The 26396-nt window shown below is 58.7% G+C and carries 24 protein-coding genes and 1 pseudogene; 9 read left to right on the plus strand and 16 right to left on the minus strand.

The genetic code is table 11. The annotated features are described in order from the left end of the window. Positions 1 to 148 precede the first annotated feature (148 nt). A complete protein-coding gene (locus FHX06_RS16445; RefSeq protein WP_183880066.1) occupies positions 149 to 1231 on the plus strand; it encodes a DUF2252 family protein in 1083 nt (360 codons plus the stop codon). Here FHX06_RS16445 and FHX06_RS16450 read toward each other — a convergent pair. The 9 genes from FHX06_RS16450 to FHX06_RS16490 form a co-directional block, all read right to left on the minus strand. Further along, complete coding sequence (locus FHX06_RS16450) at positions 1210 to 2310, minus strand: DUF1513 domain-containing protein (protein ID WP_183880068.1); 1101 nt, start codon at positions 2308 to 2310, stop codon at positions 1210 to 1212. The genes FHX06_RS16445 and FHX06_RS16450 overlap by 22 nt on opposite strands. A 3-nt stretch (positions 2311 to 2313) precedes the next feature. Further along, positions 2314 to 3417, minus strand: coding sequence for an imelysin family protein (locus FHX06_RS16455; RefSeq protein ID WP_183880070.1), 1104 nt, complete (start codon positions 3415 to 3417; stop codon positions 2314 to 2316). Continuing rightward, complete coding sequence (locus FHX06_RS16460; protein ID WP_112541898.1) at positions 3417 to 4955, minus strand: di-heme oxidoredictase family protein; 1539 nt, start codon at positions 4953 to 4955, stop codon at positions 3417 to 3419. The genes FHX06_RS16455 and FHX06_RS16460 overlap by 1 nt, the downstream gene beginning before the upstream one ends. Before the next feature lie 47 nt (positions 4956 to 5002). Next, positions 5003 to 6280, minus strand: a complete 1278-nt coding sequence (locus tag FHX06_RS16465) for an imelysin family protein (protein ID WP_183880072.1) — start codon at positions 6278 to 6280, stop codon at positions 5003 to 5005. Between the two features lie 246 nt (positions 6281 to 6526). Continuing rightward, positions 6527 to 7816 (minus strand): RsmB/NOP family class I SAM-dependent RNA methyltransferase, encoded by a 1290-nt coding sequence (locus FHX06_RS16470; RefSeq protein WP_113211258.1) that lies wholly within the window; start codon positions 7814 to 7816, stop codon positions 6527 to 6529. A gap of 169 nt (positions 7817 to 7985) precedes the next feature. Next, entirely contained in the window at positions 7986 to 8348 is a 363-nt protein-coding gene (locus FHX06_RS16475) for a septal ring lytic transglycosylase RlpA family protein (protein WP_029868853.1), read from the minus strand. A 409-nt stretch (positions 8349 to 8757) separates the two neighbouring features. Next, on the minus strand, positions 8758 to 9627 hold the full coding sequence (locus tag FHX06_RS16480) for an SDR family oxidoreductase (RefSeq protein WP_113211468.1): 870 nt from the start codon (positions 9625 to 9627) through the stop codon (positions 8758 to 8760). Continuing rightward, the gene (queG, locus tag FHX06_RS16485) at positions 9627 to 10787 is read right to left on the minus strand and encodes a tRNA epoxyqueuosine(34) reductase QueG (protein ID WP_183880074.1); all 1161 of its coding nucleotides are present in this window, start codon (positions 10785 to 10787) and stop codon (positions 9627 to 9629) included. Before queG ends, FHX06_RS16480 begins: the two co-directional genes overlap by 1 nt. Before the next feature lie 12 nt (positions 10788 to 10799). Next, positions 10800 to 11492: a glutathione S-transferase family protein gene (locus FHX06_RS16490; RefSeq protein ID WP_112541893.1), complete on the minus strand. Its 693-nt coding sequence runs from the start codon at positions 11490 to 11492 to the stop codon at positions 10800 to 10802. A 278-nt stretch (positions 11493 to 11770) separates the two neighbouring features. On the opposite strand from FHX06_RS16490, the gene FHX06_RS16495 reads away from it, so the two are divergent. Continuing rightward, positions 11771 to 12568: an undecaprenyl-diphosphate phosphatase gene (locus FHX06_RS16495; RefSeq protein ID WP_183880076.1), complete on the plus strand. Its 798-nt coding sequence runs from the start codon at positions 11771 to 11773 to the stop codon at positions 12566 to 12568. Between the two features lie 83 nt (positions 12569 to 12651). Here FHX06_RS16495 and FHX06_RS16500 read toward each other — a convergent pair whose 3' ends face one another. The 7 genes from FHX06_RS16500 to dnaN all read right to left on the minus strand — a co-directional run bounded on the left by FHX06_RS16500 (position 12652) and on the right by dnaN (position 17596). Beyond that, positions 12652 to 12804 carry a hypothetical protein gene (locus FHX06_RS16500; protein WP_165911864.1) on the minus strand — a complete coding sequence of 51 codons (153 nt, stop codon included), beginning with the start codon at positions 12802 to 12804 and terminating at the stop codon, positions 12652 to 12654. A gap of 279 nt (positions 12805 to 13083) precedes the next feature. Then, on the minus strand, positions 13084 to 14064 hold the full coding sequence (locus tag FHX06_RS16505; protein ID WP_112541891.1) for a complex I NDUFA9 subunit family protein: 981 nt from the start codon (positions 14062 to 14064) through the stop codon (positions 13084 to 13086). Positions 14065 to 14174: 110 nt separating this feature from the next. Then, positions 14175 to 14462 carry a DUF1330 domain-containing protein gene (locus FHX06_RS16510; protein WP_112970056.1) on the minus strand — a complete coding sequence of 96 codons (288 nt, stop codon included), beginning with the start codon at positions 14460 to 14462 and terminating at the stop codon, positions 14175 to 14177. 14 nt (positions 14463 to 14476) lie between these two features. Next, positions 14477 to 15184, minus strand: a complete 708-nt coding sequence (gene pyrF, locus FHX06_RS16515) for an orotidine-5'-phosphate decarboxylase (protein ID WP_113146837.1) — start codon at positions 15182 to 15184, stop codon at positions 14477 to 14479. Positions 15185 to 15190: 6 nt separating this feature from the next. Then, on the minus strand, positions 15191 to 15772 hold the full coding sequence (locus FHX06_RS16520) for a histidine phosphatase family protein (RefSeq protein ID WP_183880078.1): 582 nt from the start codon (positions 15770 to 15772) through the stop codon (positions 15191 to 15193). Continuing rightward, complete coding sequence (pmtA, locus tag FHX06_RS16525; RefSeq protein ID WP_112970053.1) at positions 15773 to 16366, minus strand: phospholipid N-methyltransferase PmtA; 594 nt, start codon at positions 16364 to 16366, stop codon at positions 15773 to 15775. It lies immediately after the preceding gene. Between the two features lie 111 nt (positions 16367 to 16477). Further along, on the minus strand, positions 16478 to 17596 hold the full coding sequence (gene dnaN, locus FHX06_RS16530; RefSeq protein WP_112541886.1) for a DNA polymerase III subunit beta: 1119 nt from the start codon (positions 17594 to 17596) through the stop codon (positions 16478 to 16480). Between the two features lie 245 nt (positions 17597 to 17841). Here dnaN and rsmI point away from each other — a divergent pair, with 245 nt between their 5' ends. The 7 genes and pseudogenes from rsmI to FHX06_RS16565 all read left to right on the plus strand — a co-directional run bounded on the left by rsmI (position 17842) and on the right by FHX06_RS16565 (position 26379). Beyond that, positions 17842 to 18756: a 16S rRNA (cytidine(1402)-2'-O)-methyltransferase gene (gene rsmI, locus FHX06_RS16535; protein WP_183880080.1), complete on the plus strand. Its 915-nt coding sequence runs from the start codon at positions 17842 to 17844 to the stop codon at positions 18754 to 18756. Next, complete coding sequence (locus FHX06_RS16540; protein WP_112541883.1) at positions 18749 to 19117, plus strand: YraN family protein; 369 nt, start codon at positions 18749 to 18751, stop codon at positions 19115 to 19117. Before rsmI ends, FHX06_RS16540 begins: the two co-directional genes overlap by 8 nt. A gap of 155 nt (positions 19118 to 19272) precedes the next feature. After that, positions 19273 to 19776: a cupin domain-containing protein gene (locus tag FHX06_RS16545; RefSeq protein WP_113211262.1), complete on the plus strand. Its 504-nt coding sequence runs from the start codon at positions 19273 to 19275 to the stop codon at positions 19774 to 19776. 96 nt (positions 19777 to 19872) lie between these two features. Then, positions 19873 to 20820, plus strand: coding sequence for a glutathione synthase (gene gshB / locus FHX06_RS16550; protein ID WP_112541881.1), 948 nt, complete (start codon positions 19873 to 19875; stop codon positions 20818 to 20820). Positions 20821 to 21025: 205 nt separating this feature from the next. Further along, positions 21026 to 21256, plus strand: a pseudogene (locus tag FHX06_RS16555) (magnesium chelatase domain-containing protein); the annotation flags it as partial. 939 nt (positions 21257 to 22195) lie between these two features. Continuing rightward, positions 22196 to 24193, plus strand: coding sequence for a hypothetical protein (locus tag FHX06_RS16560; RefSeq protein WP_183880082.1), 1998 nt, complete (start codon positions 22196 to 22198; stop codon positions 24191 to 24193). After that, entirely contained in the window at positions 24187 to 26379 is a 2193-nt protein-coding gene (locus FHX06_RS16565; RefSeq protein ID WP_183880084.1) for a hypothetical protein, read from the plus strand. Before FHX06_RS16560 ends, FHX06_RS16565 begins: the two co-directional genes overlap by 7 nt. The last annotated feature ends 17 nt before the right edge of the window (positions 26380 to 26396 follow it).

Here is a 26396-nt window from a genome sequence, read left to right on the forward strand (position 1 = left end):
CGTAGCTCTGGGCAACAGCGGCGGCCATCGCAAGCCGCCTTTGCGATGGCTGGATATTGGTCTCGTCGCGCCCGCCTTAGATTGCCTCAAAACCGCTTCTGAATAAGGCGCCCCAGGTTTATGATCATGCAAACCTGAGGGCGAGCCGATGAAGACATTTTCTCAATCTATGAGTGATTACGAGGCGTGGCTGGCACACGAGCTGCAGGGCGAGCTCGTACAGGAGGGTATCGACGAGAAACACAGGAAGATGCGCGAGGAGGCATTCTCCTTCCTGCGCGCTACCTACTGGCGCTGGGCGGAAATTATCTACGCCGTGAGGCCGGAGCTTGCCGGCATGCCGCAAGTGTTGTCGATCGGCGATACGCACCTCGAGAATTTCGGGACCTGGCGTGATATCGAGGGGCGGCTGGTCTGGGGCGCCAATGATTTCGACGACGCGGCGATCATGCCCTATGGTCTGGATCTTGTCCGGCTGGTCGCAAGCGCCATTCTGGCTCAGCCGGATGCCGGGATTTCCGGCAGGGCGATCGCCGAGCTCATTCTCGCTGGATATGTGCGCGGACTTGAACATGCGAGCCCGATCGTGCTGGAGCGCGATCATCCCTGGCTGCGCGACAAGCTGCTGCTTTCGGAGGATGAGCGGAAGGAATTCTGGAAGAAATGGGACAAGCACAAGCCCGGCGAAAAGCCAACTCCCGGCCGTTTTGTTGATGCACTGAGGAATGCTTTGCCGAGGGGCGCAGGAAGTTCTACGCCCTTACCCGTGAAGAAGAAGGGAACGGGCAGCCTCGGGCGGCCACGTTTCGTCGCCTATGTGAAGGAATGGCGTGGTGGGCCTGTGCTGCGTGAAGCCAAGGCGCTCGTGCCCTCGGCATGGTCGCTGGCAAGATCGGGAGATCACGTCATCAGAACAGGCGTCATCGCCGCCGGGCGCATGCGCAGCCCAGATCCTCATTTCGCTGTGTCGGGCCGAATTCTTGTCCGCCGGCTTTCGCCGAACAGCCGCAAGATCGAGACCGAGAGCGATGCGAAAACGCTCTTGGATGGCGCCATGCTGGAATTGATGGGATTCGAGATCGCCAACTGCCATTCGGATGACGCTGCAAGTGCTACGGCTATTCGCAATGACCTGCATTCCCGCGGAGAGGATTGGCTGTATGAGGCGGCGCGGGCAGCCGCCGAAGTCACTGAAAAGGAATGGAAAGACTACCGCATGAGTGCCGGCTGAGTGATCCGCACGATATGCTGATCCCAGGCGACATCGCTATGAGCCGACAGGAAATCGCCATCGTAGGAGGAAACGGCAAAACCGCCGGGAGCAGGCGCGATTCCCGCGGCATCGCGAACGCTGTCCTCGCTCAGCACATTGCCGGTTTTCGCATCGATGGTGACAGATGCGCCGCCGATCGGCGAGGTGACGCCGACCAGGCCTTCCTTTCGATTGACTGCGATCGCCCCGACATAGTTGGCAAGCCGCCGGGTCGTTTCCTCAGGCAAATCGACGAAAACAAGATCCTCGCCCCTGGCGAAATGTCCAACGAGCGGCGACAGGTCCTTCCTATGGCCCTCATACTGGCAGGCGAACCAGATGCGACCGTTGGCCTCGAGATCGACATGGCGTGTCGAGACCGACGACCATTGCGGCGGTAGCGTATGCTTTTCGATCAGCGTGCCGGTCGCCGCATCGATGAGCGCCAGCGACGGCTGCATGTTGCCGAGATTGAGCTTGGTGCGGCCGAAATCCGGGTGGGTCTCGATACCGCCATTGGCGACAACAAGCATGCGGCCGTCATCCGAAACCGTCATGTCATGTGGGCCGACGCCATAGGTTTCGTATTCGCCGATACGGGCGAAACGGTTCGTCGCATCGTAGAGGCCGATCATGCCCCTGTTGTTGTCGAAGTCGTTCTCGCTGGCATAGAGCAACCGCCCATCCGGCGAAAACGCACCGTGGCCGTAGAAATGTCGGCCCTCCGGTGAGGTGATGACGATCGGTTCGCCCCTGTTCCGGGGGTCGAAGATCATCGCGAAGGTACCCGGCCGGCGGGCGAAGGCGACGGTGTGGCCGGTGGCAACGCTATGGGCCAAGCCATGGGCGCGGGCGGGCAGCGCCACCTGATCGACAATCTCCCCACGTTCGGTGACCGTCGCCACGGCAAAGGAGCCGTTGGCGGCGCGGATACCGGAGGCGTACACAGCATCGGCGCGCGCGAGAGCCAGCAGCGCTTCAGGTTTCAGCGCAGCCAGAAAGCCGATACCGGCGGCCTTGACGAAGCCACGGCGGTCGATCGCGGCGCTGCGCCACATCGGTCAGTCTCCGTCCGAGAAGGAGAAGCCGGCCGAAAGACCGATTGCCGCTCCATACTGATCGCTGATCGTGGTGATGAGATCGCGGCTTTCGCTAAGCAGCGTATCGAGCTTGCCCCTCTCCGCATCGCTGACCGCGACTTCGATATCCGGGTTCAGCTTTGAGACGCCGTCAATGATCGTCTTCAACTTGGTGTCGATTGAATCGGCAACCGCCTTCTTTTCGGGCGGCAGCAGCTCGGCCATGCCGGCCTTCTGCCAGAGGGTACGAATGCCCTCGAGATTGGCGGCCATCGATTTCCAGGTATTCTTGGAACGCCAATAGATCGCCATGCGCGGACGGGCGGGCGTATCCTTGCCCTTGTAGAATTGCTCCAGTCGCTGGTCGCGGACATTCTCTGCGCCGTGGACGAGGATGCCGAGGAGGGCGGTTACTGCCTCCTTGTTATCCATGAAATCGTCGCTCTGCGGGCCAGGGTGTTTCCAGCCCGCCTGCACACCGTCAGGCTTTTCCCAGGCGGCGACCACTTCGCCGGCTTCACGCTGGATATTGCCGGCAACCGCCTGGCCATACAGGCAGCGGAAACCGCCCTTCTGCTTGATCAGGTCCTCGGACCCGTTGCCGTAGAGCACATATTCGAGTGCGGTCAGACCCTGCAGAGCGACGCTCTTGCCGGCGATGGCGTCGACTGTCGCGTCCTTCGGATCGGCCTTGGCGATCAGCGCCTGCACCTGCTTCAGGCCGACACCCTTGCGGTCGGGATAGAAGAGGATGTGCTCGAAGAGATTGTCCTGGATGACAGGGCCGGTCTGGACGATCTCGATCGTCGACCAGTAGCGGATCGTATCGTCGAATGCCGATTTGGCGCGGTCGAGCGTCTGCTGTGTACCGGAGGCGCAGAGATCGTTCATGGCGGTCGTCAGGCGCGCGGACGATTGCTGCATGTTACGATAGCCTGGGCGGATGACCTCATCGACGGCGCGCTGCATGACCGACGGCACGGCATCCTCGTTCAGTCCCGCAGCGGGCGTCGCCGCGCTCTGGGCGGCAGCCGATGTGGCAAGGCCGGTCACGGCGAGGCAGAGGAGGGTGTGCCAGGGGCGCATTAAAGTGACTCCAGGAATGTAATCAGGGCCTCTCTATCGCCTTTTGATAGAGAGGAGAATGCGCTACGGGCTTTTTCCGCTTCGCCGCCATGCCAGAGGATTGCTTCGGTGAGATTTCTGGCGCGGCCGTCATGCAGGAAGAAGCTGTGTCCGCTGACAGTCCGGGTCAGTCCTATACCCCATAGCGGTGGCGTGCGCCATTCCCGTCCGCTTGCAAGTCCTACCTGCTGCCCATCGGCAAGACCGTCGCCCATGTCGTGCAGCAGAAAATCGGAATAGGGCCAGATGAGCTGGAAGGATTGCGCCTTTTCGGCGGTATCGCGGCGCGTGACGAACTTCGGCACGTGGCAGGAAATGCAGCCCGATTCATAGAACAGCTGCTTGCCGCGCAAGGTTTCCGCGAAACTTGCTTTGCGCCGGGCAGGCACGGCGAGGTTTTCGGAATAGAAGGTCACCAGGTCGAGCACCGGGCCAGGAGCTTCCTGCTCGCCGAGGCGTTTCTGCACGCCATCAGGCATGGCGAGGCACTTTGTCTCAGCGCCGGTGCAGTCGCCGTAGGCATTTGGCGCGTCCGGCGTCGAAATGCCGATATCGGTGGAAAAGGCGTCAGCGCTCTGGTCGCGTATATTGGCATTCTGCGCCTTCCAGCCGAAGCGCCCCAGTGCAATATTGCCGCTGCGGTGGTCGCGTACGATCGCCGCCTTGCCGGAGATACCATCATGATCGAGATCATCAGGATCGGCATGGGCAAGAATATCCGCCTCGGGGATCGCCTGGATCAGGCCGAGGCCGATCATCGCCGGGGCGACCCGCGCTGAGATCGTTGTTGCCGGATCGAGCGGGCCGTAGGCGAGGTCCTTGGCGGAATAGGCGGGTTTGCGCAGGCTAACCGTCTCCCCGCCCGCAAGCGTGACGGTCTCCTCGGTATAGGTGACAGCAACCTTGCCTTCGGCGGCAAGCCCCGGAACCGCGAGGTCCTGAAGCTGGTGGCCGTAAACCGGGTCGGGGAAGTTGACGACATCGGCGCCGGCGATTGCTTTTTCTTCCTCCGCTGTCTTCGCTGCACGGGCAATACGCAAGACCATCGAGGTAGCGCTTGGACCACCCTCCGGCGGTTTGCCGCGACCGTCATTGGCGTGGCAGCTCATACAGGAACGGGCGTTGAAGAGCGGGCCGAGCCCGTCGGAAGCTTGCGTCGAGGATGGCGCCGAAACCCAAAGCTTGCGGAAGAGCGCATTGCCAAGCCGGAAATTCTGCTCTTCCTCGAAGGGGATATTGGCCGAGATATGCGAGAAACTGTCTTCGGTAACCGGATCGACGGAGGTCGCCGCACCCGCTTGCATGGCCTCGTAAGGCTCCGCCTTGCTGAAATCGCTGGTCGGCCTTGTGATATCGGCGACGCGCTTCAGGTCCGCATCGGAAAGATCGGTCCGACTGGTGGGGAGATCGAAAGCGCCGGCGATGGCGACGGGAAGCCCGGCAAGCAAGGCGCAGAAAGCTGCGCTGACAAGAAGGTGACGGGCAGGGTCATGCGACATTTCAAGGGTCCGGGCCGTTCCGCGATCGGAACGGCCCGCCTTTTTGCTTATTTGAAGACAGCGTTAGGATTATCCAGGCTGTCGGAACCTTCAAGCTCCACGGTGCCGAGGTCAAGTGCGGCAATAACACGCTGGACCGACTTCGTCTGGTCGATGAGACCGTCGATAGCAGCCTGGACGACGGCGTTGCCTTCCTTGTTGCCCTCGCCAATCATCTGGTCGTATTTCTCGACTGTCTCGCCGCGCTTGGCCATGGCGTGCATGGCATCCAGCGTCGTATTGAGCTTGCCGGTCATCTCGGCGTCCAGTGCCTTGTCCTTGGCGGCAACGAGGTCGTGCAGCGAAGGGCCGGTCATCTTTGTGCCGTCGACGCGGGTATATTCGCCCGTATAGGCGGCGGCGATGCCGATCGCGTCGTTCAGATGCGAGTTGTAAGTATTGTCGGAGAAGCAATCATGCTCTTCTTCCGGATCGTGCAGTAGCAGGCCGAGCTTCATGCGCTCGCCGGCCAGTTCACCGTAAGAGAGCGAACCCATGCCTGTCAGGATGGCGGCGAGACCGGCCTTCGGATCAGCTTCGACATGCTTGGTGGCTTCACCGTCGGGCGCCCAGTTGTCGGTCATTTCTTGCAGGTCGGAAACGAGCAGCGTGGAGGCGGACTTCAGATACTCGGCGCGGCGGTCGCAATTGCCATGTGTGCAATTCTTCAGGTCATAGTCGGTTGCGGGGCGCTCGCCGGCACCCGGACCCGTGCCATGCAGATCCTGGCCCCAGAGCAGGAATTCGATGGCGTGATAGCCGGTCGCGACATTGGCCTCGATACCGCCGGCTTCGGCCAGCGTGCCCGAGAGGAATTCCGGCGTCAGCTTGGAGGCGTCGACATCCTTGCCATCGATCTTGATCGTCTTGTTGGCAATGACATTAGCGACATAGAGCGAGTTCTCGTCGCTTTCCGTACCGTAAGAAGGATCGACATAGTCGATCAGGCCTTCATCCAGCGGCCATGCGTTGACCTTGCCTTCCCAGTCATCGACAACAGGGTTGCCGAAGCGGTAGACTTCCGTCTGCTGATAGGGGACGCGCGCCTTGAGCCAGGCATCCCGAGCAGCCTTCAACGTCGTATCGTTGGGCGTCTTCAGAAATATATCGATGGCCGCGTCGAGCGCCTTCGCAGTCGTCAGCGAGTCCTCGTACTTGGCATGGGCGACTTCGGCATAGTGCTTCACGACTGCAGCAGCATCGGGCGCCGCATAGGCGGGAAGGGCGAGCAGGGCGGCGGGGGCGATCGCCAGCGCGGCTGCGCGGAATGTGCGGTTGAGCTTCATAATCCTCTCCTGTGACGGATTTCCGTCTGAATCCGGCAATCGTCTCTTCGCGCAAAAGCAAACTGGTGTCAAACACTCTAGTTTGGAATGGTTTTAAGGATGGATGACTGTATTTAGCTGGTCGTTTGAAGACTATCTGACCGCAAAATTTAAGATCACCTGCACGACGGATCGCCCTTGCTACCTCTGGGTCTCGTGATCAACGCGGATCACGCAGAGTTTTCGATTTCCGCTGCAGAGCGCTTCTCAGCCGTCCCTTCTCAAGCGGCAGAAGAAGAAGCCATCCGTATCCGTCGACGCCGGCGTCAGCGTGATCGTCTTGCCATCGGAAGAGCGTGGGCGCGCGCTGTCCTTGCCGAACAGGCTGTCCCAGGCCGGCAGCGCGCTTTCAATTTTGAAATCGCCATTCTCGGCAGCAAAGCGCCGCACCTGCTCTTCGTTCTCCTGCGGCAGCACCGAACAGGTGACGTAGATGAGGTCGCCACCAGGGCGCACGAAGCTGCTTGCCTGCTTCAGGGCGTCCTGCTGCTGGGCGGTGCGCTCGTCGAGGTTCTTTGCCGTCAGCCGCCATTTCGTGTCCGGGCGGCGGCGCCATGTGCCGGTGCCGGTGCAGGGGGCATCGACCAGAACCTTGTCGCAGCGGTTGCGCAGGTTGGACAAGCCCTTGGCATCGTCATGGACCTGGACGTTGCGCGTCCCGGCGCGCTTCAGACGCTCGATGATCGGCGCAAGCCGCTTGCGATCGGCGTCATAGGCGTGAACCTGACCCTTATTGTGCATGGCGGCGGCCATGGCGAGCGTCTTGCCGCCGCCGCCGGCGCAATAGTCCAGCACCTGCTCGCCATCTCCAGGCAGGACGAGATCGGCGACGATCTGCGATCCCTCGTCCTGAACCTCGAACCAGCCCTTCTGGAACGAAAGCTCGGCCGTGACGTTAGGAAGACGTGAGGCGCCTTCGCCGGCGGGAATCCGGATGCCGTAGCGTGCAATCTTCGCCTCGTTGGCGCCGGCGCGTTCCAGCGCCTTTACGGCCTTTTCACGGGTGGCCTTCAGGATATTGGCGCGCAGATCAAGCGTCGGGCGCCCGGCAAGCGCCTGCGCCTCGGAAAGCCACTCGCCGCCGAAAGCCTGTTCGAAGGAGGGCTGTACCCATTCCGGAATATCGCCCTGCACATGTGGGGAAGCATCGGAAAGAGAGCGGCTGGCAAAGGCTGCGAGCGCTTCTGCGGAAAGCGGCGTCGGCGCGAACTTGTCGCCTGCAAGTTCCGCAGCCAGTGTTTCCGGCGTAAAACCCCACTGGCGGAACATGACGGCGTGCGCAATGGCAACGGCACTGTCATCGTCCATCAGATAGGCATGGGACAATCGCATGCGCAGCGCGTCGTAGACAATGTTGCCGATCGCCGCCCGGTCGCCGGAGCCGGCAAAGCGGTGAGCGAGGCCCCAGTCCTTCAGCGCATCGGCGACAGGCCTTTTACGGGCATCGATATCAGCCAGAACCGAGATCGCCCCTTCGAGGCGGCCGCCCAAACGCATTCAAACTTCTCCTGTTGCCTTGGCTGGTGAACGATCCGCGCAAGAAAGAACCCCCAGCAAAGCTGTTCGGCTGGGCGGATTGTTCACAAGTCTCAACCGCGTGGTACCCGCGATTGACGGCAAGAGCAAGCGCCGCATCCGGCGCAGGGATTGTGCGGAGGACTTGGCCTCAGCTGATGACTTCGTAGCAGACCTTCGCAGTGCCCGAGGAGACCATGCCGATATTCTGTGCGGCAGCGCGCGACAGATCGAGCACGCGACCGCGGATGAACGGACCACGGTCATTGATGCGAACGACGACGCTGCGGCCGTTGTTGCGGTTGGTGACCTTCACCTTTGTGCCGAACGCCAGAGAGCGATGTGCGGCAGTGTAGACGGCCGGGTTCATGCGTTCCCCGGAAGCAGTTTTGGAGCGAAGTGCGTACCACGAAGCACCGCCACATCCGTTGGCAGCAAATCCTTCAGCCGGAAGGATGAAAGAGCACGCTGCAATGGCTGCGGTAGTGATTAGAGAACGGCAAATTTTCTTCAAAACGGATTGTCCCTCAACTATTGAACTTGCGCCTTCACAGGCGGCGGGGCTTAAATCCGGGGAAAAGTGGCGAAAAAGTGCCGAACACGATCACGGAACATTACAGTCTGTAATATTTGTGATTCCGATAACATTGCGGTAGCAGGACACCGCTTTGGCAATTCTTGGAAAAAGCCTAATGAAATCAGTTAAAATCCGAACGATTTTTTCGCGTAAACGGTAAACATTTGATGGCCGTTGGAAATCACAAAAAATTTTTTCTCAGGGTGCCATATTTGTCGCCACATTTGCGCAAATTTAGAGGCCGTTAACCATAATACGGAGCGAAATTCAGTTCGCAAAAATCAGAAAGTAGGAAATTCCTACTCTTTATGGATTATAACCCTATCACCCGAATGAGAGGGGTTCGTCAGCCGCGCCAACTGTCATTTTGCCATAACTGGGCGAGCGACATCGGATAGTTCGGGAAGGCAAACCGGAAGCCTGCAGCCTTTAGCTTGGCATTGGAAACGCGCTTGTTCTCTCCATAGAAGGAACGCGCCATCGGCGTCATCTCGGCGGTCTCGAAAGGCTGCTCCGGCGGCGGCGTGACGCCCATCAGGCTGGCGGCCTCGACTATGACATCCTGCGGCGGACCGGGTTGGTCGTCGGTGACATTATAGATCCCGCCGAGCGCATGTTCTGACAGAAACCGTGTGGAAGCGCCGATGTCCTCCACGCGGATACGATTGAACACCTGGTCCTTCTTGATGATGCGGCGCGCTGTGCCGCGGTCCAGATTGACGAAGGCGTTGCGTCCCGGTCCATAGATGCCGGAAAGTCGCAATATGGCGGCCGGCGTTTCGCGGGAACGGCCGAGCGCAAGCCAGGCATCCTCGGCGTCAAGACGTTCCTTGGAGCGGCCCGAGACCGGTATACACGGCGTTTCCTCGGTCACCCAGGAACCCTTGTGGTCACCATAGACGCCGACCGTGGAGAGATAGCCGATCCATTGCAGGTCAGGCAGAAGCACCGTGCTGTCCTTCCCAAGTAAAGCAAGCAGCGGGTCGGCATCGCGCGGAGCGATCGACTGAACGAGATGCGTGACGGTGGCCATCGCCGCACACAGGTCGTCGCTCAAGTCCTCTCCGTTGAAGATAAAGGCTTCGATCTCGATCTCGCGCAACTCTTCGGCTTTCTCTTCCGAACGGGTCGTACCGGAGACGCGAATGCCGCTGTCGCCGAACGCCTTGGCGATAGCCGTGCCGGAATAACCGCAGCCAAAGATCATCACATGCATCAGCTCACCCCTGCCAATCGCCATTCGTTGAGGACGTCATCGTCCGACTCATTTTCCTTTTGTGCGGCAAAGGCTTTGAATTCGCCAGCCTCCATGAGCCGCGACAGCGCCCAAACCGCCATGCCACGCACGACCGGCGAGGTGTCGGCGGCAAGCGCACGACATCGCTCGATCAGGCTCCGCTCGCCGGAATTGCCAGCGGCGATCAGCACATTGCGAACGAAGCGGTCACGCCCGATGCGCTTGACCGGCGAACCGCTGAAGAACGTGCGGAAGCTTGGGTCGTCGAGCGACAAGAGGAAGGCGATCGAAGGCTCCTTCAGATCCTCCCTTGCCTTCAGCTTCATTTCCGACGCTTCGTTTGCGAACTTGTTCCAGGGGCACGCGGCAAGACAATCGTCGCAGCCATAGATGCGGTTGCCGATCAGGGGCCGGAATTCGGGATCGATCGGCCCCTTATGTTCGATCGTCAGATACGAGATGCAGCGGCGCGCGTCGATCTGGTAGGGGGCAGGAAAGGCAGCCGTCGGGCAGGCGTCGAGGCATGCACGGCAGGAGCCGCAATGGTCGGTCTCTGGCGCATCCATATTGAGATCGGCCGTCGTGAACATCGAACCGAGGAAAAGCCAGGAGCCATGTTCGCGGCTGACGAGATTGGTGTGTTTGCCCTGCCAGCCGAGACCGGCGGCTGCCGCGAGCGGCTTTTCCATGACGGGTGCAGTGTCGACGAAGACTTTTACATCCGCGCCTGCCCTGGCGGCGAAGCGGGTCGCAATCTCTTTCAGCCGGCCCTTGATGACATCGTGATAGTCGCGGTTTCGTGCATAAACGGAAATTGCCGCCTTTTCCGCCTTGCCAAGGATGCCACGCGGGTCTTCGTCAGGCCCATAATTCAGACCGAAGACGGCGACCGAGCGCACATCGCTCCAGAGCGTGCGCGGATCACCGCGGCGCTCACGCGTTTCCGCCATCCATTCCATCGTCCCATGCCTGTTGGCATCGATGAACTGTCCAAGCCGTTCTTTGGCCTCCGGGATCGCGTCGGGACGGGTGATGCGGCAGAGGTCGAAGCCAAGAGCCGCCGATTCCGCCTTCAGGAAGGCGGTCAAATTGTCGCGGCGCTTCTGCTCCCTGGTATCGTCGGTTTTCGCTTCGGGCATCGGAAGCCCTCGTCAGAAATCCAGATCGGCATAATGGGAAACCGGCGTCAGTCCGCGCACGCGCTCGGTGAGCATCGGCCGGAAGGAGGGGCGCGATTTCAGCCGCTGGTACCAGTCTTTGGCGAGTGGCGATTCCGACCAGTCGATTTCCCCGAGATAATCGAGGATGGAAATGGAGGCTGCGGCGGCCAGATCGGCGTAACTCATCCGGTCGCCGGCAAGCCACTGGCGCGAGCCTGCAAGCCAGGTGAGATAACGCATGTGCTGGCGGATATTTGCGCGCGCCGTGCGCAATATCTTGGAATCCGGGGCGCCTCCGCCCTGGTCGGCCGTCATCTGAAGCTTATAGACGCGCTCGCGCGCCAGCGGCTTGGTGACGTCGTTTTCCATCTTCTGCATGAACCATTCCGTCAGCCGGCGGATTTCCGCACGCTGGAATGGATCTTCGGCGAGCAACCGACGGTCGCGCTTCAGCACGCCATGCGTCTCGTCGAGATATTCTGAAATGACGGTCGCGCCACAGAGCGCCCGCATGCTGTCATCGACATAAACAGGCAGCGTGCCGGCCGGGTTGAGCGCCAGGAAGTCGCGGCGCTTCTCCCAGGTCTGTTCCTCGATCAGCTCCGCCTGATAGCCGTATTCCGCCAGAATGAGCCTGACGAAGCGGGATGCGGACGACATGGGATGATGATAAAGCGTGGGCATCGATACTCGGACTTTTGATTGTGGTGCATGGGCTCAAGGGCTCGCCACTTATACCGCCCTAGTCATGACTCATTAGTTGAAGCTATAGGAGCTTGCCCCCGCCAATACAAGCGAATCGGGCTCACCTGCCTGACAAGGGACAAAACATGGCTGCCTGAATCATCGCAACTCCCCGCTCGCCTTTTCTTGCCTCCCGCTCTGGCGAATGATGATTGTGCAGTGCAATATAAGCCTGACCGCCACTCCAGTCCGACCGAACCCCAAACCGGAGACACTTTATGGACTACATAAACTCTATAATTCTGGGCATTATAGAAGGGATCACAGAGTTCCTGCCGATTTCGAGCACCGGCCATCTGATCATTGCCGAACAGTGGCTTGGTGCCCGCAGCGATACATTCAACATCGTCATTCAGGCGGGAGCGATCCTCGCCGTCACGATTATCTACTGGCGTCGTCTGCTTGATCTGCTGCTCGGCTGGCGCGATCCGCAAAACCGCGATTATGCCTTTAAACTGATTGTCGCCTTTCTGATCACGGCAGTGCTCGGCCTTCTCGTCAAGAAAATGGGTTTCGAGCTGCCTGAGACCGCAACGCCGGTTGCCTGGGCGCTGATCATCGGCGGTATCTGGATGATCTTTGCCGAATGGGCCGCCGCCCGCCGCCCGCCGCGCGCCCACATCACCTGGCTTGTTGCCATTCTGGTCGGTATCGCCCAGGTCGTCGCCGGTGTCTTCCCGGGCACGTCCCGCTCCGGCGCCACGATCTTCGTCGCCATGCTGGCCGGCACGGCCAATCGCGCTGCGGCAACCGAATTTGCGTTTCTCGTCGGCATTCCGACCATGTATGCCGCAAGCGCCTTCTCGCTGCTGAAGACCTTCAAGGATGGCGGCGCGGCCAATGAAGACTGGACAGCGCTCGGCATCGCGTTCGTCGTCTCCACGATCGTCGCCTTCGTCGCCGTCAAATGGTTGCTGGCCTATATCAGGAGCAACCGCTTCACGGTCTTTGCGATCTATCGCATCATTTTGGGTGTCGTCCTGCTCGGCATGGCGATGGCCGGCATGATCAGCTGATATGCTGAAAACTGAGCGATCGAACATTCGTCGCTCGCATCAAGGCAAAAATAAAAGCCGGTTCGAAAGGACCGGCTTCTTTATTAGTGGGTGATGGAGGCCGTCGAGCAGGGATCGACGCCATAGGCCGGCGAGCAACCGCCCTTCACCGCTGCGACGGAGCCCGGCGCAATGAAGGAGCCTGCGAGGATGACCAGTGCCGCACACGCAAAAAGAAGCGCGATTGACTTACCCATTAGAAATAGCCTTTCACAGTGATTGCCGCACGCCTGCGAGGCGCTTGAGTCTGTCTGAAGACGCGCGGGGGTGTTTAGTCAGTGGAATGGCAAATAGCAATAAATGTTCCTGCTAAATTTGGTGTTAATTCCACTAAATTTCCTATGCGTCTTTTATGCAACGTCACACATTATGAAACGCCTCATAACGCGCCAGGCTTGCGCCGGATTTGCATCGCACAAAAAAAGCGCCGCCCGGGAATGTTCACGAGCGGCGCTTGAACGACCGTCTGTCGACTATTAGGCAGCCTTGCCGGAGCCGGTATACTGACCGTGCGGGCGGTAATGCACCAGATAGGAGTCGAGCACGGAAGTCGCCATCGTCGGCTTGATGCCAAGGCCCTTCAGCGTGCGGCCTTCAGCTTCGGCTTCCTTTGAAACGACGTTGTCGTGCTTCAGCAGCTTGACCTGGTCCGGCGTGATCGGCGGCGCGATGAAAGGCACCAGCGAGGCGATGCTGCCGATCATGGATGCGATGCCGAACGGCAGGGAAACGAGCGGGTTCTTGCGGACCGTGACCTTGAGCATGGTCTCGAGACATTCGCGGAAGGTAAGCACTTCAGGACCGCCAAGTTCATAGATCTTGCCAGTTTCGACCTTGCCGTCGACAGCGCGGGCAACAGCCTCGGCAACATCTTCAACATAGACGGGCTGGAATTTCGTCTTGCCGCCGCCCACGAGCGGCAGAACAGGAAACATGCGCGCCATGTCGGCGAACTTGTTGAAGAAGCTGTCTTCGGGACCGAAGACGACAGACGGGCGGAAGATCACCGCGTCCGGCTTGATCGACAGGATGGCGGCTTCCGCGCGGCCCTTGGTGCGGCCGTAACTGGACTGGGAGCCGGAATTTGCACCGATAGCCGAGAGGTGGGTGAGCGTCGCACCTGCGTTGCGGGCAGCTTCGGCAACGGCGCGACCGCCGAATTCCTGCACCGCATCGAACGTGTTGCGGCCGCTCTCGTGGAGGATGCCGACACAGTTGATGACATGGTCGGCACCTTCGACGGCGCGGTCGATCGAATTGCGGTAGCGCAGGTTGGCCTGGACGAAAGAAATCTGGCCGACATTGCCGAGTGGCTGCAGGAAGCCTGCGAGATCGGGGCGACGCACCGCAACGCGTATGCGGTAACCGCGCTTGGCGAGCGCCCGCACGACATGTCTGCCGATGAAGCCGGACCCTCCGAACACGGTGACGAGCGGCGGCAGGTTGGCAAGGGTCATGGCAGGCTCCTCGAAAGGCTTTGGAATGCTGTGATTGTTTTCGTCTTAGCCCAATACCGACGCGACGAAAAGGGCCATCGCGCCGCAGTTCTTACCCGTTCAAAACTGGCTCAGACGCCTTCGACCACGACCATTTCCGCGTCAGCCACCTCATGGCGGATTTTTGCGGCAGCCTGGTATTCGGGCGAATTATAGCAGTCGACGGCATGTTGCATCGTGGGAAATTCGATGACCACGTTGCGGGCGCGCGCCTTGCCTTCAAGCTCGGTAATTGCACCGCCGCGGGCGAGGAAATTCGCGCCGTATTTCTCGAAGGCCGGCTTTGCGGTCGCGACGTAATCCTTGTAGCGCTCGAGGTCGCGTACATCGACGCGGGCGATCCAGTATCCCTTGGCCATTCCTGTCTCCCGGTTCAGCGGTTCGCCGGCCAGAGCGCGGCGACCATTTCATTGAGGATTGCACGCGCAGCTTCCCGCGGCTCCGGTGCCTTGACGATCGGGCGCGCGACGACGAGATGCGTGGACCCGGCCTTCAGTGCATCCCTAGGCGTCATCACCCGCTTCTGGTCGCCCTTTTCGGCGCCTGTTGGGCGAATGCCTGGCGTAACGATCGCCATATCAGGTCCAACGATCTCGCTGACGGCAGCAGATTCTTCGGCGGAGCAGACGATGCCGCCCATACCCGCAGCACGCGCCTGTTCGGCGCGGCGCGCGACCAGCGCCTGCGGATCATATTGATACCCGGCCTCGACGAGGTCTTCGGCATCCATCGAAGTCAGCACGGTCACGCCGAGCAGGCAGAGACCGGAGCCCTTTGCCGCCTCGACCGCGGCCTTCATCGCTTTCGGATAGGCATGCAGCGTCAGCATCGACATGCCCATCTTGGCGATGTTTTCGACGCCGGATGCGACCGTGTTGTCGATGTCGAGCAGTTTCATGTCGAGGAAGATCTTCTTGCCGCTAGCGGCAAGGTCGCGGGCGAATTCCAGCCCGCCGGCAAAAACGAGCTGGTAGCCGATCTTGTAGAAGAGAACGTCGTCGCCGAGCGTGGAAACCAATCTTTCCGCTTCGCCGATCGTTGGAACATCCAGTCCGACGATCAACCGCTCGCGTGCGTCCATCTCAAATCATCCCCGCCAGTCTTCAATGGGTGTCCAGTCGCATGATAAGCGCCGATCTGCAAGGCCGAAAGCATAGAGATTGCCGCCGCCGGCCGGCTGGTCGCGATCACGCACAATGGGGGCTCCGGCCAGTTGGCATTTGAGCAGCGTTCCAACGCCGCCATGGCCGACGAAGGCGATCGGTGCTGTCCGGTCATGAGAGGATAGGATGGTTTCGACGGCAGAAACGATGCGGGCCTGCGCATCAGTGGCCCGTTCCCAGCCCCTGAAGCTCTCTTCCGGGTGTGCGAAAAACCAGTTGGCCGCCTCTTCGAACTTGTCCGGTGGCAGGAAACCGGTGGCGGAGCGGTCGTTCTCATGCATGCCATGCACGATCTCGATTTTCACGCCTGACGCCGCTGCAAGGATTTCCGCCGTCTCGATCGCTTTCGTCTCGTCGCTGGAGACGATACGGGTCAGCCGTTTCGCCCAGTCGCTTGAAGCAGCCTTGCGGGCGCGTTCTGCGCCAATGTCGGAAAGCCCCCACTTGGGAACGGGAACCTCAGGGTCGATCTTGACCTGGGGATGAGTAATATAAAGTCCAAACATTTATCCGCGCCGATAGATCCAGAGTTGAGCTGGAGGAATATTGCGCACGATGAAATCAAAATGATGAATGCTGTAGCGATCGGCATTGGCAACGATCGGCGAGACCGCGCCATAGGAGATCTGCACGACCGGCCGGCCCGCCGGCATGCGATCGAGCAGGCTTTCCAGGAGCGCGATGCGCGCCTGCATGGGAAAATTCAGAAGCGGTATGCCTGAGATCACAGAATCGAACGTCTGGTCCTTGAACACGCCGAGCGTCCGGTCGAGATCGAAGGCATCGCCGTTGATGAAGTTCACGCCTGGATAGAGGCGTACGAGATGTTCGTAGAAATCCGTCGAATATTCGATCGCGACGAGCTTTTCCGGCTTTATGCCATGCGCGAGGATTGCCTTGGTGATGGCGCCCGTGCCGGGCCCGAGTTCGAGCACTGGCAAGTCCGAATGCGGATTTGCGACACTCGCCATCTTGCGGGCGGTGATCGAGGAAGTCGGAACGATGGAGCCGACGGTTTTCGGCCCCTGCATCATGCCCTTGAAGAAGCGGATTTCCTCGTCAAACTTCCTGCCGAGCCGTTCCTTGAGCCGCAGTGCCATGCCGTCCTCCCATGCCTGCCGTTAAACCCTCCCTTAATTGCAGGAGGATGAAGCAAAAACAAGAGGCGATGTCGCGATCAGGAAAGTTTCGACGACAAAAGCGACGCGAGATTAAACGCGCATCGGCATCAGCACGTAGAGAGCGTCGTCACCTGCGGTGTCACGCACAAGTGTCGGCGAGCCCGCATCGGCCAGAAGGAAGATTGCCTCGTCTCCGGAAAGCTGCGCGGTGATATCGAGCAAATATTTGGCGTTGAAGCCGATTTCCATTGGGTCGGTATCATAGCCGACTGCGACTTCTTCCGTCGCACTGCCGGAATCCGGATTGTTGACGGTGAGCAGAAGCTGGCCGTCGGAAAGGGCAAGCTTTACGGCGCGTCCGCGCTCGGAGGAAATGGTCGAAACTCGATCGACGGCCTGGGCGAAGCTCGTGCAATCGACGCGCATTTCCTTGTCGTTATTGGTGGGAATAACACGCTGATAGTCTGGGAACGTTCCGTCGATGAGCTTCGAGGTCATGACGATGCCGCCGATCGTGATGCGGATCTTGGCGTCGGAAACTTCCACGGTGACGACCGCATCAGGCGAGTCGACGAGCTTCTGCAGTTCGCCGACCGTCTTGCGCGGAATGATGATGCCCGGCATGCCTTCAGAGCCCGAAGGCGCATCGACATCGGCGCGCGCCAGACGATGACCGTCGGTGGCGACAGCACGCAGCTTCAGATCGCCGCCACTCTCGATCGTGTGGAAGAAGATGCCGTTCAGATAGTAGCGTGTTTCTTCGGTCGAGATCGCAAACTGCGTGCGGTCGATCAGCATCTTCAGGTCGCTTGCCTTCAGCTTGAAGGAATGCGTGAAAGTGCCGGCGGTCAGGTCGGGGAAGTCGGATTCCGGCAGGCACTGCAGCGAGAATTTCGAGCGGCCAGACTGAACGTTCATCGAGCCGCCATCCTGGGTGGTGGCAAGCAGGACCTCTGCGCCATCGGGAAGCTTGCGGACGATGTCGTAAAGAAGATGGGCCGGAACGGTGGTGGCACCCGCCTGCTCGACATTGGCAGGTGTGGCCTCGGTAATTTCCAGATCGAGATCGGTTGCCTTCATGTCGAGGCTCTGACCATCTGCTTTCAGCAGCACGTTGGACAGGATCGGGATCGTGTTGCGGCGTTCGACCACGCGGTGGACGTGGTTCAGCGACTTCAAAAGGTTTGACCGCTCAATAGTAATACGCATGGGATGCTACCGCTTTCGACCTTTATTGCCCGGGCGCAAAAAGCGCCGCGTCACTGTTTCCCCTTCGGGAGAGGGGAGTGGACGGGCAAAATGGCAGAACTTTGCCAGCGATTGCAAGAGGCATGGCCGTCCACAGGCCCGCAAATGCCGTTTTGCAGCGCAATGCTCACAGAAATTGCGGCTCTTGTCGAAGCAGCACCGCTCGCCCATAAAGGCAAGAGGCTGGCGGGACGAAAGCGAGTGACATGACGGAAGAGGTGAGAGCGGAAACCGGCGCCCGACGCGGCTTTCGCCTGCATAATATTGCGGTGCCGGCACGCCCGCTCGAACCGGCCCTCTATCTCGTCGCCACGCCGATCGGCAATCTGGGCGACATTACGCTGCGGGCACTGGAAACGCTTGCCGGTGCCGACGTCCTGGCCTGCGAGGACACACGCGTTACCCGCGTCCTGCTTGATCGCTACGGCATCCAGAACCGGCCTTTCGCTTATCATGAACATAATGCCGATGAGGCAGGGCCGAGGCTCCTGCAGGCGCTCGAGGCGGGCAAGTCGGTGGCGCTTGTTTCCGATGCCGGCACGCCGCTTGTATCTGATCCCGGTTATCGTCTTGCGCAGCAGGCGATCGAGGCAGGTTACCGCGTTATCCCCATTCCCGGCGCTTCGGCGCCGCTTGCTGCCCTCGTCGGTTCAGGCCTGCCAAACGACGCCTTTCTCTTTGCGGGCTTCCTGCCGACCAAGGACAAGGCTCGCCGAGACCGTCTCGCGGAATTCGCAAACGCACCGGCGACACTGATCTTCTTTGAATCGCCCCACCGCATCGGTGCGACGCTGTTTGCCGCAGCCGATGTGCTTGGCGGTGCGCGCCAGGCGTCTGTATGCCGCGAACTGACGAAGACCTACGAGGAGTTCCGCCGCGGCACGCTTTCCGATCTTGCGGTCCACTATGAAGAGCATGACAATGTGAAGGGCGAGATCGTGCTGGTGATCGGCCCGCCGAAAGAGCAGCCCGCCACCGAAGCCGATGTCGACGCGATTCTCACCGATCTCGCGAAATCCCTACCAACGGCCAAGGCCGCGACCGAGGCTGCCCGCTTGACCGGCCTGCCACGCAAGGTGCTCTACCAGAAGCTTCTCGTCATGAAGGCGGCGAATGGCTGACGGCGAAGCGACGCTCCGCAGGAGAAAGGCGCTGCGCCGGGGCTCGGCCGCGGAATATATTGCCGCCGTTTTCCTGATGCTGAAAGGCTATCGCATCCTTGCCATGCGCTACAAAACGAAGCTCGGCGAGATCGACATCATTGCCCGAAAGAGGGACCTGGCCGTCTTCGTCGAGGTCAAGGCGCGCGCCGACGAAACAGGTGCGATAGATGCCGTCTCCTACACGTCACAAAATCGGATCCGGGCTGCAAGCGATCTCTGGCTTGCCCGTCAGCGCGATTATGCGCGGCTATCGCAGCGCTACGATATCGTTGCGATAGTGCCCGGGAAACTGCCTCGTCATTTCCCGGATGCCTTCTGATCTCTCGCCGAGTTTGTTCTGGCGGCAGTGACGGTATCCGCAAGTCGTCGGCGGCGAGCAAGTTTTCATTAAAATTTTAGCGCCTGCTTGAACGGCCCTTTACGACTCTTTTGTTATCCACGGCTGAGCTAGGGGTAGCAAATTGGGGGTTATGCATGGCCTGGAAGATGATGCTTGCGACCGCCGTCGCCATGGCGGCGCGGTCCGTGCCTTATGCGGCGCTGAAACCATCGGGGAAAATATTCATCGCTCACGCAAGCGATGGCTTGGTTCTGAAACCGACGCCGATCAATCCGGACTGGATCATCAGCGGAAACCCGCAGGCACGCACGGCAGAACATTCCCGCGGCCATGACGAGGCGTCGCTGACGGCGATCTGGGATTGCACATCGGGTGAATTCCGCTGGCGTTTCGGCTGGGACGAAACGGTCATGATCCTCGAAGGCGAGGTGCATGTCACCACCGAAGACGGAACGGAACGCACACTGAAGACCGGTGACGTCGCCTTCTTTGCCGGCGGCACCTGGGCCAACTGGAGGGTCGACAACTACGTCCGCAAGGTCGCCTTCCTGCGCAAGCCCTTCCCGAAGCCGCTTGCCATCGCCTACCGCCTGCGCAACCTGTTGCGCAACAGCGGTGCCTCCGGTATCGCAGCCTGAAAATTGCGCATCCCGAAACGCCCGAAGCCATTGATTGCCGTTGCGTTTGATACCTGACCGACCTACATCTGGGCGGCATCAGCTCAAGGGACGGAAATGGCCAAGATCAAGAACGTAGCGGTCCAGATGGACCATGTCTCCGGCATCAACATCGCGGGCGATTCCACCTTCGCCATGAGCATCGAGGCGCAGGCGCGTGGCTACAAGCTCTTTCATTACACGCCTGATCGCCTGAGCTTCCGCGACGGCAAGCTTTATGCCTCCGTCGAGCCGATGGTGTTGCGCGACGTCAAGGGTGACCATTATGAGCTTGGTGCGCCCGAACGCGTCGACCTCTCGACCATGGATGTCGTCCTGCTGCGCCAGGATCCGCCTTTCGACATGGCCTACATCACCTCGACGCATCTTTTGGAGCGCATCCATCCGAAGACGCTTGTCGTCAATGATCCGGCCTGGGTGCGCAACTCGCCCGAAAAAATCTTCGTCACGGAATTTTCCGACCTCATGCCGAAGACGCTGATTACCAAGGATCCCGCGGAGATCCGCCGCTTCCGCGACGAGTTGGGCGATATCATCCTGAAGCCGCTCTACGGCAATGGCGGCGCAGGCGTCTTCCATTCCACCAAGGATGACCGCAACCTGTCCTCGCTGCTCGAAATGTTCGGCCAGCTCTTCCGCGAGCCCTTCATCGCCCAGCAGTACCTGCCCGACGTGCGCAAGGGCGACAAGCGCATCATCCTCGTCGATGGTGAATTTGCCGGCGCCATCAATCGTGTCCCCGCCGAGCATGACAGCCGCTCCAACATGCATGTCGGCGGCCGTGCTGAGCCAACCGAACTGACGACGCGCGAAAAGGAAATCTGCGATCGCATCGGTCCGGCCCTGCGCGAACGCGGCTTCCTGCTGGTCGGCATTGATGTCATCGGCGATTACATGACCGAGATCAACGTGACCTCGCCAACTGGCATCCGCGAAGTAAAGAAGTTCGGCGGCGCCGATATCGCAAGCCTTTTGTGGGATGCTATCGAGCGCAAGCGCGGCTGAAGCAAAGCCAGGAATACTTCCGGACTACGAAAAGTGTTCTTGTCGTTCCGCCTTTGATCGCCTCCGTTCCAGGATTGCAACCCGCTGCAATTTGATTGCAGCGGATAGCTGAATTCGTTCGCTTATCGTTCTTGTTTTATTCCGGCTTCCATGCCAGATTGTGACCGCCTTCATAGGTTGGGTATCGGGGTCACGAGGCAGGGGCATGGTCGCGCGCGTCAGTACGGTTGCATTTCAGGGCATTGAAGGTGTTCCGGTCGAGGTCCAGGTCATAGTCGCTCCCGGGAAAATGGGGATCCAGATCGTCGGGCTTCCTGACAAGGCGGTGGCAGAAAGCCGCGAGCGGGTACAGGCAGCCCTGCACGCTTCCGGCCTGGCGCTGCCGTCCAAGCGCGTGACGGTCAACCTTGCGCCTGCCGACCTTCCCAAGGAGGGAATCCCACTGCCATATCGGATTTTATATCCACGGGCTAAGTAGCTGATTTCGCTTCGCCGAAAGACATCCCGACCCTGGATACAAATATCCTGCGTGGGCCTTCCGACACGTAATCGCAACGCGATCACTCACCTTCTCTATGTCGCCTACAGCTCAGCTCTCGGCTGATCGGTATTAGACTTTCGAGTCACGCCGCTTGAGGCACGTTTACCACAATTTTTTGCACGACATTCGTGCCGGATCGATGCCTCCAGTCGGAGGCTGTGGGGCGTTACGAACGACCGTGCCAAAAACAAACTTGCAAAAAATTCTGAAAATGATAGTAATGATTCTCGTCAATAAATAAAAAAATCGGAGTCTTTAATTAGAATAAAGAATAAACCAGAGTGTGTCAATTGTGAAAATCAAAGAATTCAAAATTGAAGACCTCAATACATGCTTTATGTCGACGGGGTCTTTAATTTTTCGGTTCGTTGTTTAGCGAGGACTTTAATTGAAAGAAAAAGGCTGGGTAATCGAAGACTCCGCAGGTTGGTCTGTCGACGTCGCGCCGCTCAAGAAATTCTTCGGAGACGCGTTCTGCTTGAGGGTCGCTGCCATGAAGTTTGGGGTCCGCGGCGATCGCCCCAAGCCAACGCAATTATCGCATACGGAAGGTATCATCCACTTTTTGACGTGGACCGGCGAGCACGCCAACAGAGTTCCGGGAGGTAGCGTTTCGAGAATCGTTTCGAGATTGAGGAACGGAAAGGACCCGGTCGAGGTCACAGAATGGATTGAGGTGATCCGCTGTTACTTGAGCGACTTAGAAACGGGAACAACGCCTTTGCTGCAGACAAGGGCGCTGCAGATTTGGAATTGCCTAACTAGGCTGGGACTCGTGGCTGGGCCGGTACATTGGGCTCCCGTCGCAACCTCGTCGTATTGGATGCGACGCCGATGACGATACAATTTCCCTCTGATGGCTTCGATGTTTCGCTACCAGGTCCGGTTGCGTTCGAAGTTAGGGTTCCAGAGCACGATCATACATACCATATCGGTCACTTTCTCCCGTACTACGGTGCAGCCTTCTGCAATCGATTTTCTGACGCTTGGACTAAAGCCGCGCTGTTCCAAACCGCCCAGACCTCCATGAACTACTTCAAAAGCCTTCGGAGTGGATTGATTTGGATCGCAATGCAAGGAACAGCGAGAAAAAGCTCCCCTGAGGCTAGGGTGCTCGCCGCATTTCAGAGCGGCGAGATGCCAAACGAGCGCGACTGGGGCGAGAGCCTAAACGATCTGGCTGGGTCGATCAGTGATTTAGACGATCGGTCATTTATCGATTCCGACAACCCGGCGAGCCGAAACAAAAAAAACGAGTCACTTCGTGCGGCGTTGTCATGGTTGATCAAGCAGCGACTTTTCCCCGACGTTGAGTATGAGTACCGCCGTCTCGAGGTTCGGACGGCCGCGCCCTCCAAATGCATAGCCACGATCGCCTTCGAGGCTGGTCGACTTCGCCTAACCGGGCTTAACGCCAGCGACGCGAGGCAAGCATTTATAGATTTCAACAAAAAGGTCCTGGAGGAGATCAGGCGATGCCTGTGGCTAGAGTTAAAGGAGAACAGTGACCTCTTCGATCTCGGCCAGGAATTGATGTCAGACCCATTGCTCCCGACCTTTGGGGAGGCAGAGCAAGTCCTTTCGACCTTGTCGCGTGAAGAGATTAGGAAAGGCAAGAGTTTCAAAAAGCTAGGACTTTCCGAGCCGCAGGGGTTAGGGCTCGCGTTGCGGATACTTCGCGCGCGCGCCAGTGGGTCGACGCTCTCTGAAAAGCAGTTGGGCTTCGCGCGATCACTTATTGATCACGGTGCGGCTCAACCGTATTTCGAAGCCACGAGCAAGGCTCTAAACGCTGCCTATCATATTCTCCTAATCGACGCCGGCGCGAACTGTCAGCCCGTGGACGACATCCCGTTCGAATGTTTCGTGGGGAAAGCGAAGCGAGGTAAATACGCGGTTCGAAGCGTGCGGCTTAACAAAAATCGGAAAAATGGCGAGGCAGTACCCGGAAGCATAAAGGAGGACATCGAGGAGACGCTGCTTTACGTCGAGAGCAAAACTACCGCAGAACGCCCCTCAAGCGTTGTTGTTGTCGACATCTGGAAGAAGTTAACGAAGGGGATGCGCGGAGCGACCGGCCCGACGTTCGAGCGCCTCTGGGTTTGGAGAATTGTGGGTGACACCGTCGTTAAAACCCGCCTCGTTTCAATGAGTTGTGAACGCTGGCCAGCGTTCCTCGACCGACATTCGCAAAATCCGACATTCGGCGGACTGCCCATTACAAGGCAAATGATCCGTACTACCGTGAATAACTCGAGAGCGAACAGCGGAGATTTGGATTTCGTTGTTCAACAGGCCTTGATGGGTCATTCCAGTCCCAAGGTGACTTTCGAATATTTAACTGAAGGTGCAGTTCGAGCCCTTCTCTCCGATAAAGTTCGTCAGTTTGTGGATGCTTGGGAAGCAACCGAGATCACCGATCTCGAGTCGGCCGCGAGATACTTGGGAGTGCCGTCGCCTGAGCTTCATCGTCGTGCACAACTCGGGTTTGACAATGGACTTTCATTCGCCAACCCAGATTGTGCGGAGTCCGATGAATCTTCAAACGCTGGTCTGGACGCACTGTCACCGAAAGCCAAAGTCTTTCGGGTTTCATCGAAGTCGTTGCTGCTGCTCGAACTCGCTAGGCGTGCCCTTCGTGAGCAGTTCGAATATATGCTCAATCTGAATCCGCTCCGACTGCTTCGGACGTGGGTTCCTTGGCTAGCAATCGTCGAAGGCTATTGCGCAAAAATCGAACAGACTCGATTCAAGGTGCAGCTTCGTCGCGCACGGGATACGGTCGAAGTGAAGCTCGCCAGAGGCGAACTCAGGTTGCCTTCCCTATGGTAGCAAAGCGCCTGAGGCTGGATAGCCAGCCAAAGTCTCTACATGACGAGATCGTTGGCGGTTTGCTCCGTCCCAACTGGCTGATGAACGAATCGCTACTTGAGAATGTGTGGAAAATAAAATCGAGGAAGAGCGATGAGGAAGTTACGATAAACTTCAACGCGCCGATCACGTCTTGGCCACACGCAGAGTGTTTGACCGATAAGCGATTTGAGCGCGATTTGGTAACAATTAAACTAATTTTGTATTTCTGTATGAAGCCGAGGCCGGTGGGTTGGGCCACCAAGGGAAGCACGGTCGTCGATATCTTCCAAGCCCACGTGGATTTCGTTCGGTGGCGAACTGATCGAGGCGTCGCCTCGAACAGCGAACTTAGTGCCCCTTGGTACAACGAATTTGACCGCTGTTTCAAACTTCGGGCGAGAGAGGGCTTACTCAGACTCTCCGAGCGAGCTCTCCCGGTTCTGGAGGCTGTCAGGAACAAGACGCTCATTCCGGAACGTGACGACCGAGGAGGGATTGCGGGCGACCCTTTTGCTCGACTCATCGGTGTCCCCAAGGCGAGCGGATTGACCGTACACGCCCGTATCATGATCGAAAGGTTTCTCTCTAAGAACGATATTAGATACACGAGAACCGCTGCGTCGCGGAGGGAGCCGTTGCAAGTTAGCGAAGGCGTCACCAACACCAACGCAACTAAGTATTATAGAGTTTGGCTCGACTTATGGCGATTTCGAGACAAATTGAACCACGATGCCATCGGTTATCGGGCGTTTGGCTCCACTCGTAAGCTAGCGAAGCATGTTAACAATTTCTTCGACAGCCCGGACTCAACTGATGACGCGCCCGCCTATCAAACAAGCTACCTAATCAACAGCGCGCTCAAGCTATTGCTCGACCCAGTGTGCGATAAAATCATCGGTCTGGTTGAAGGCGGAGGCATAGGTGAAGGGCGCGAGGTTCGGGATAAAACTGCATTATCAGAGTGCAACAAACGGCTAGAACAGCTGGGACTTCCGATCATCGGCACGTCGTACCATAATGATCGGTGGCGACAGAGTTCCAAGCTGACAATATACAATATGATCTTCAAGGTGCTGCCGGTAGCTGCTCGCATTGTAACGGCGGCCTTCTCAGCCCGAAGAAACGCAGAAATCGAAACAAGTCCGATCGATTGCATCCATATTGATGAGCGAGGAGAGACGTGGCTCAATTGCACCATAGTGAAAAACGTCGATCAACGAGACCTTGTTCCAATACCGAAATCTGTCGCTCGCGCCGTGGACGTCGTGCGGAGAATTAGGAAACTAGGCAACAAGGCTTCACAAAAGCTCTACGACTTCGCATGTCCAATCTTGAAACGCCCCGTGCAATTTGACCTACGAGAATCTCTCGACATGGTGCGGGACTACTTTGGTGTGCCACTGCTGGATGGGGTGGCGTGGGCGTTCAAACCACACCAGTTCCGGAAATTCTTCGCGGTCACGTACTTCTGGCGTTGGTCGTTTCCTGATCTCACGGCACTGACTTTCCATCTGCGCCATTTCAACCCCGATACGACGCGCGGCTATATTGAGATGAAGGCTGCGGAGGCTTTGCGAATGCGAGACGAGAAGCTCGCGTCAGAGAGTTGGAAATGGGACCTGGAGCGCAAGAGGTCCTTCGACGATACCAAGACCGCGTTCGTCTTGTCCGTTTTGAAGGGAGTCGCCAATGGAGAGGAACTCGGAGGTTCGATGGGGCGTCAAATTGAAGCAAGGATCAACGCCCTGAAGGATGAATTCCTATCAGAAATGCATGTCACGGAGATGGAAGAAGACAGGCCGTCCTTCGACCAAATGCTTGCCGACCTCGCCTCCACGGTGTCGTTGGAGCCCCATCCCGAGGGACTTACGTTGTGTGGTTTCGGCACTGGGCCGGATAGCATCAAGCAGCATTGCGCGATGTCGGTGTGCCTTCAGCTGAGGGAGAGTTTGACCGGGCAGCCCAGTGCGAGCGCTTCCAAGCAAGCCTATGACTTCGCGGACCCAATAGGATGCCTCAAATGCGGCTGCCGAGCCTCCCTGGAGATCATGTCGGCAAAATGGGATGCTGAAATCCAGGCCGCTGAGCAGGCGTTGCTCGATGCCAATGACGAATTCGCGCCGTTCATTCGGGAACGGATCAAAATGATCGAAGAGCATGCATAGGGTCGGATGTGACGAGA

The sequence above is a fragment of the Rhizobium sp. BK512 genome (assembly GCF_014194915.1).
In the GTDB taxonomy this organism is placed as follows: domain Bacteria; phylum Pseudomonadota; class Alphaproteobacteria; order Rhizobiales; family Rhizobiaceae; genus Rhizobium.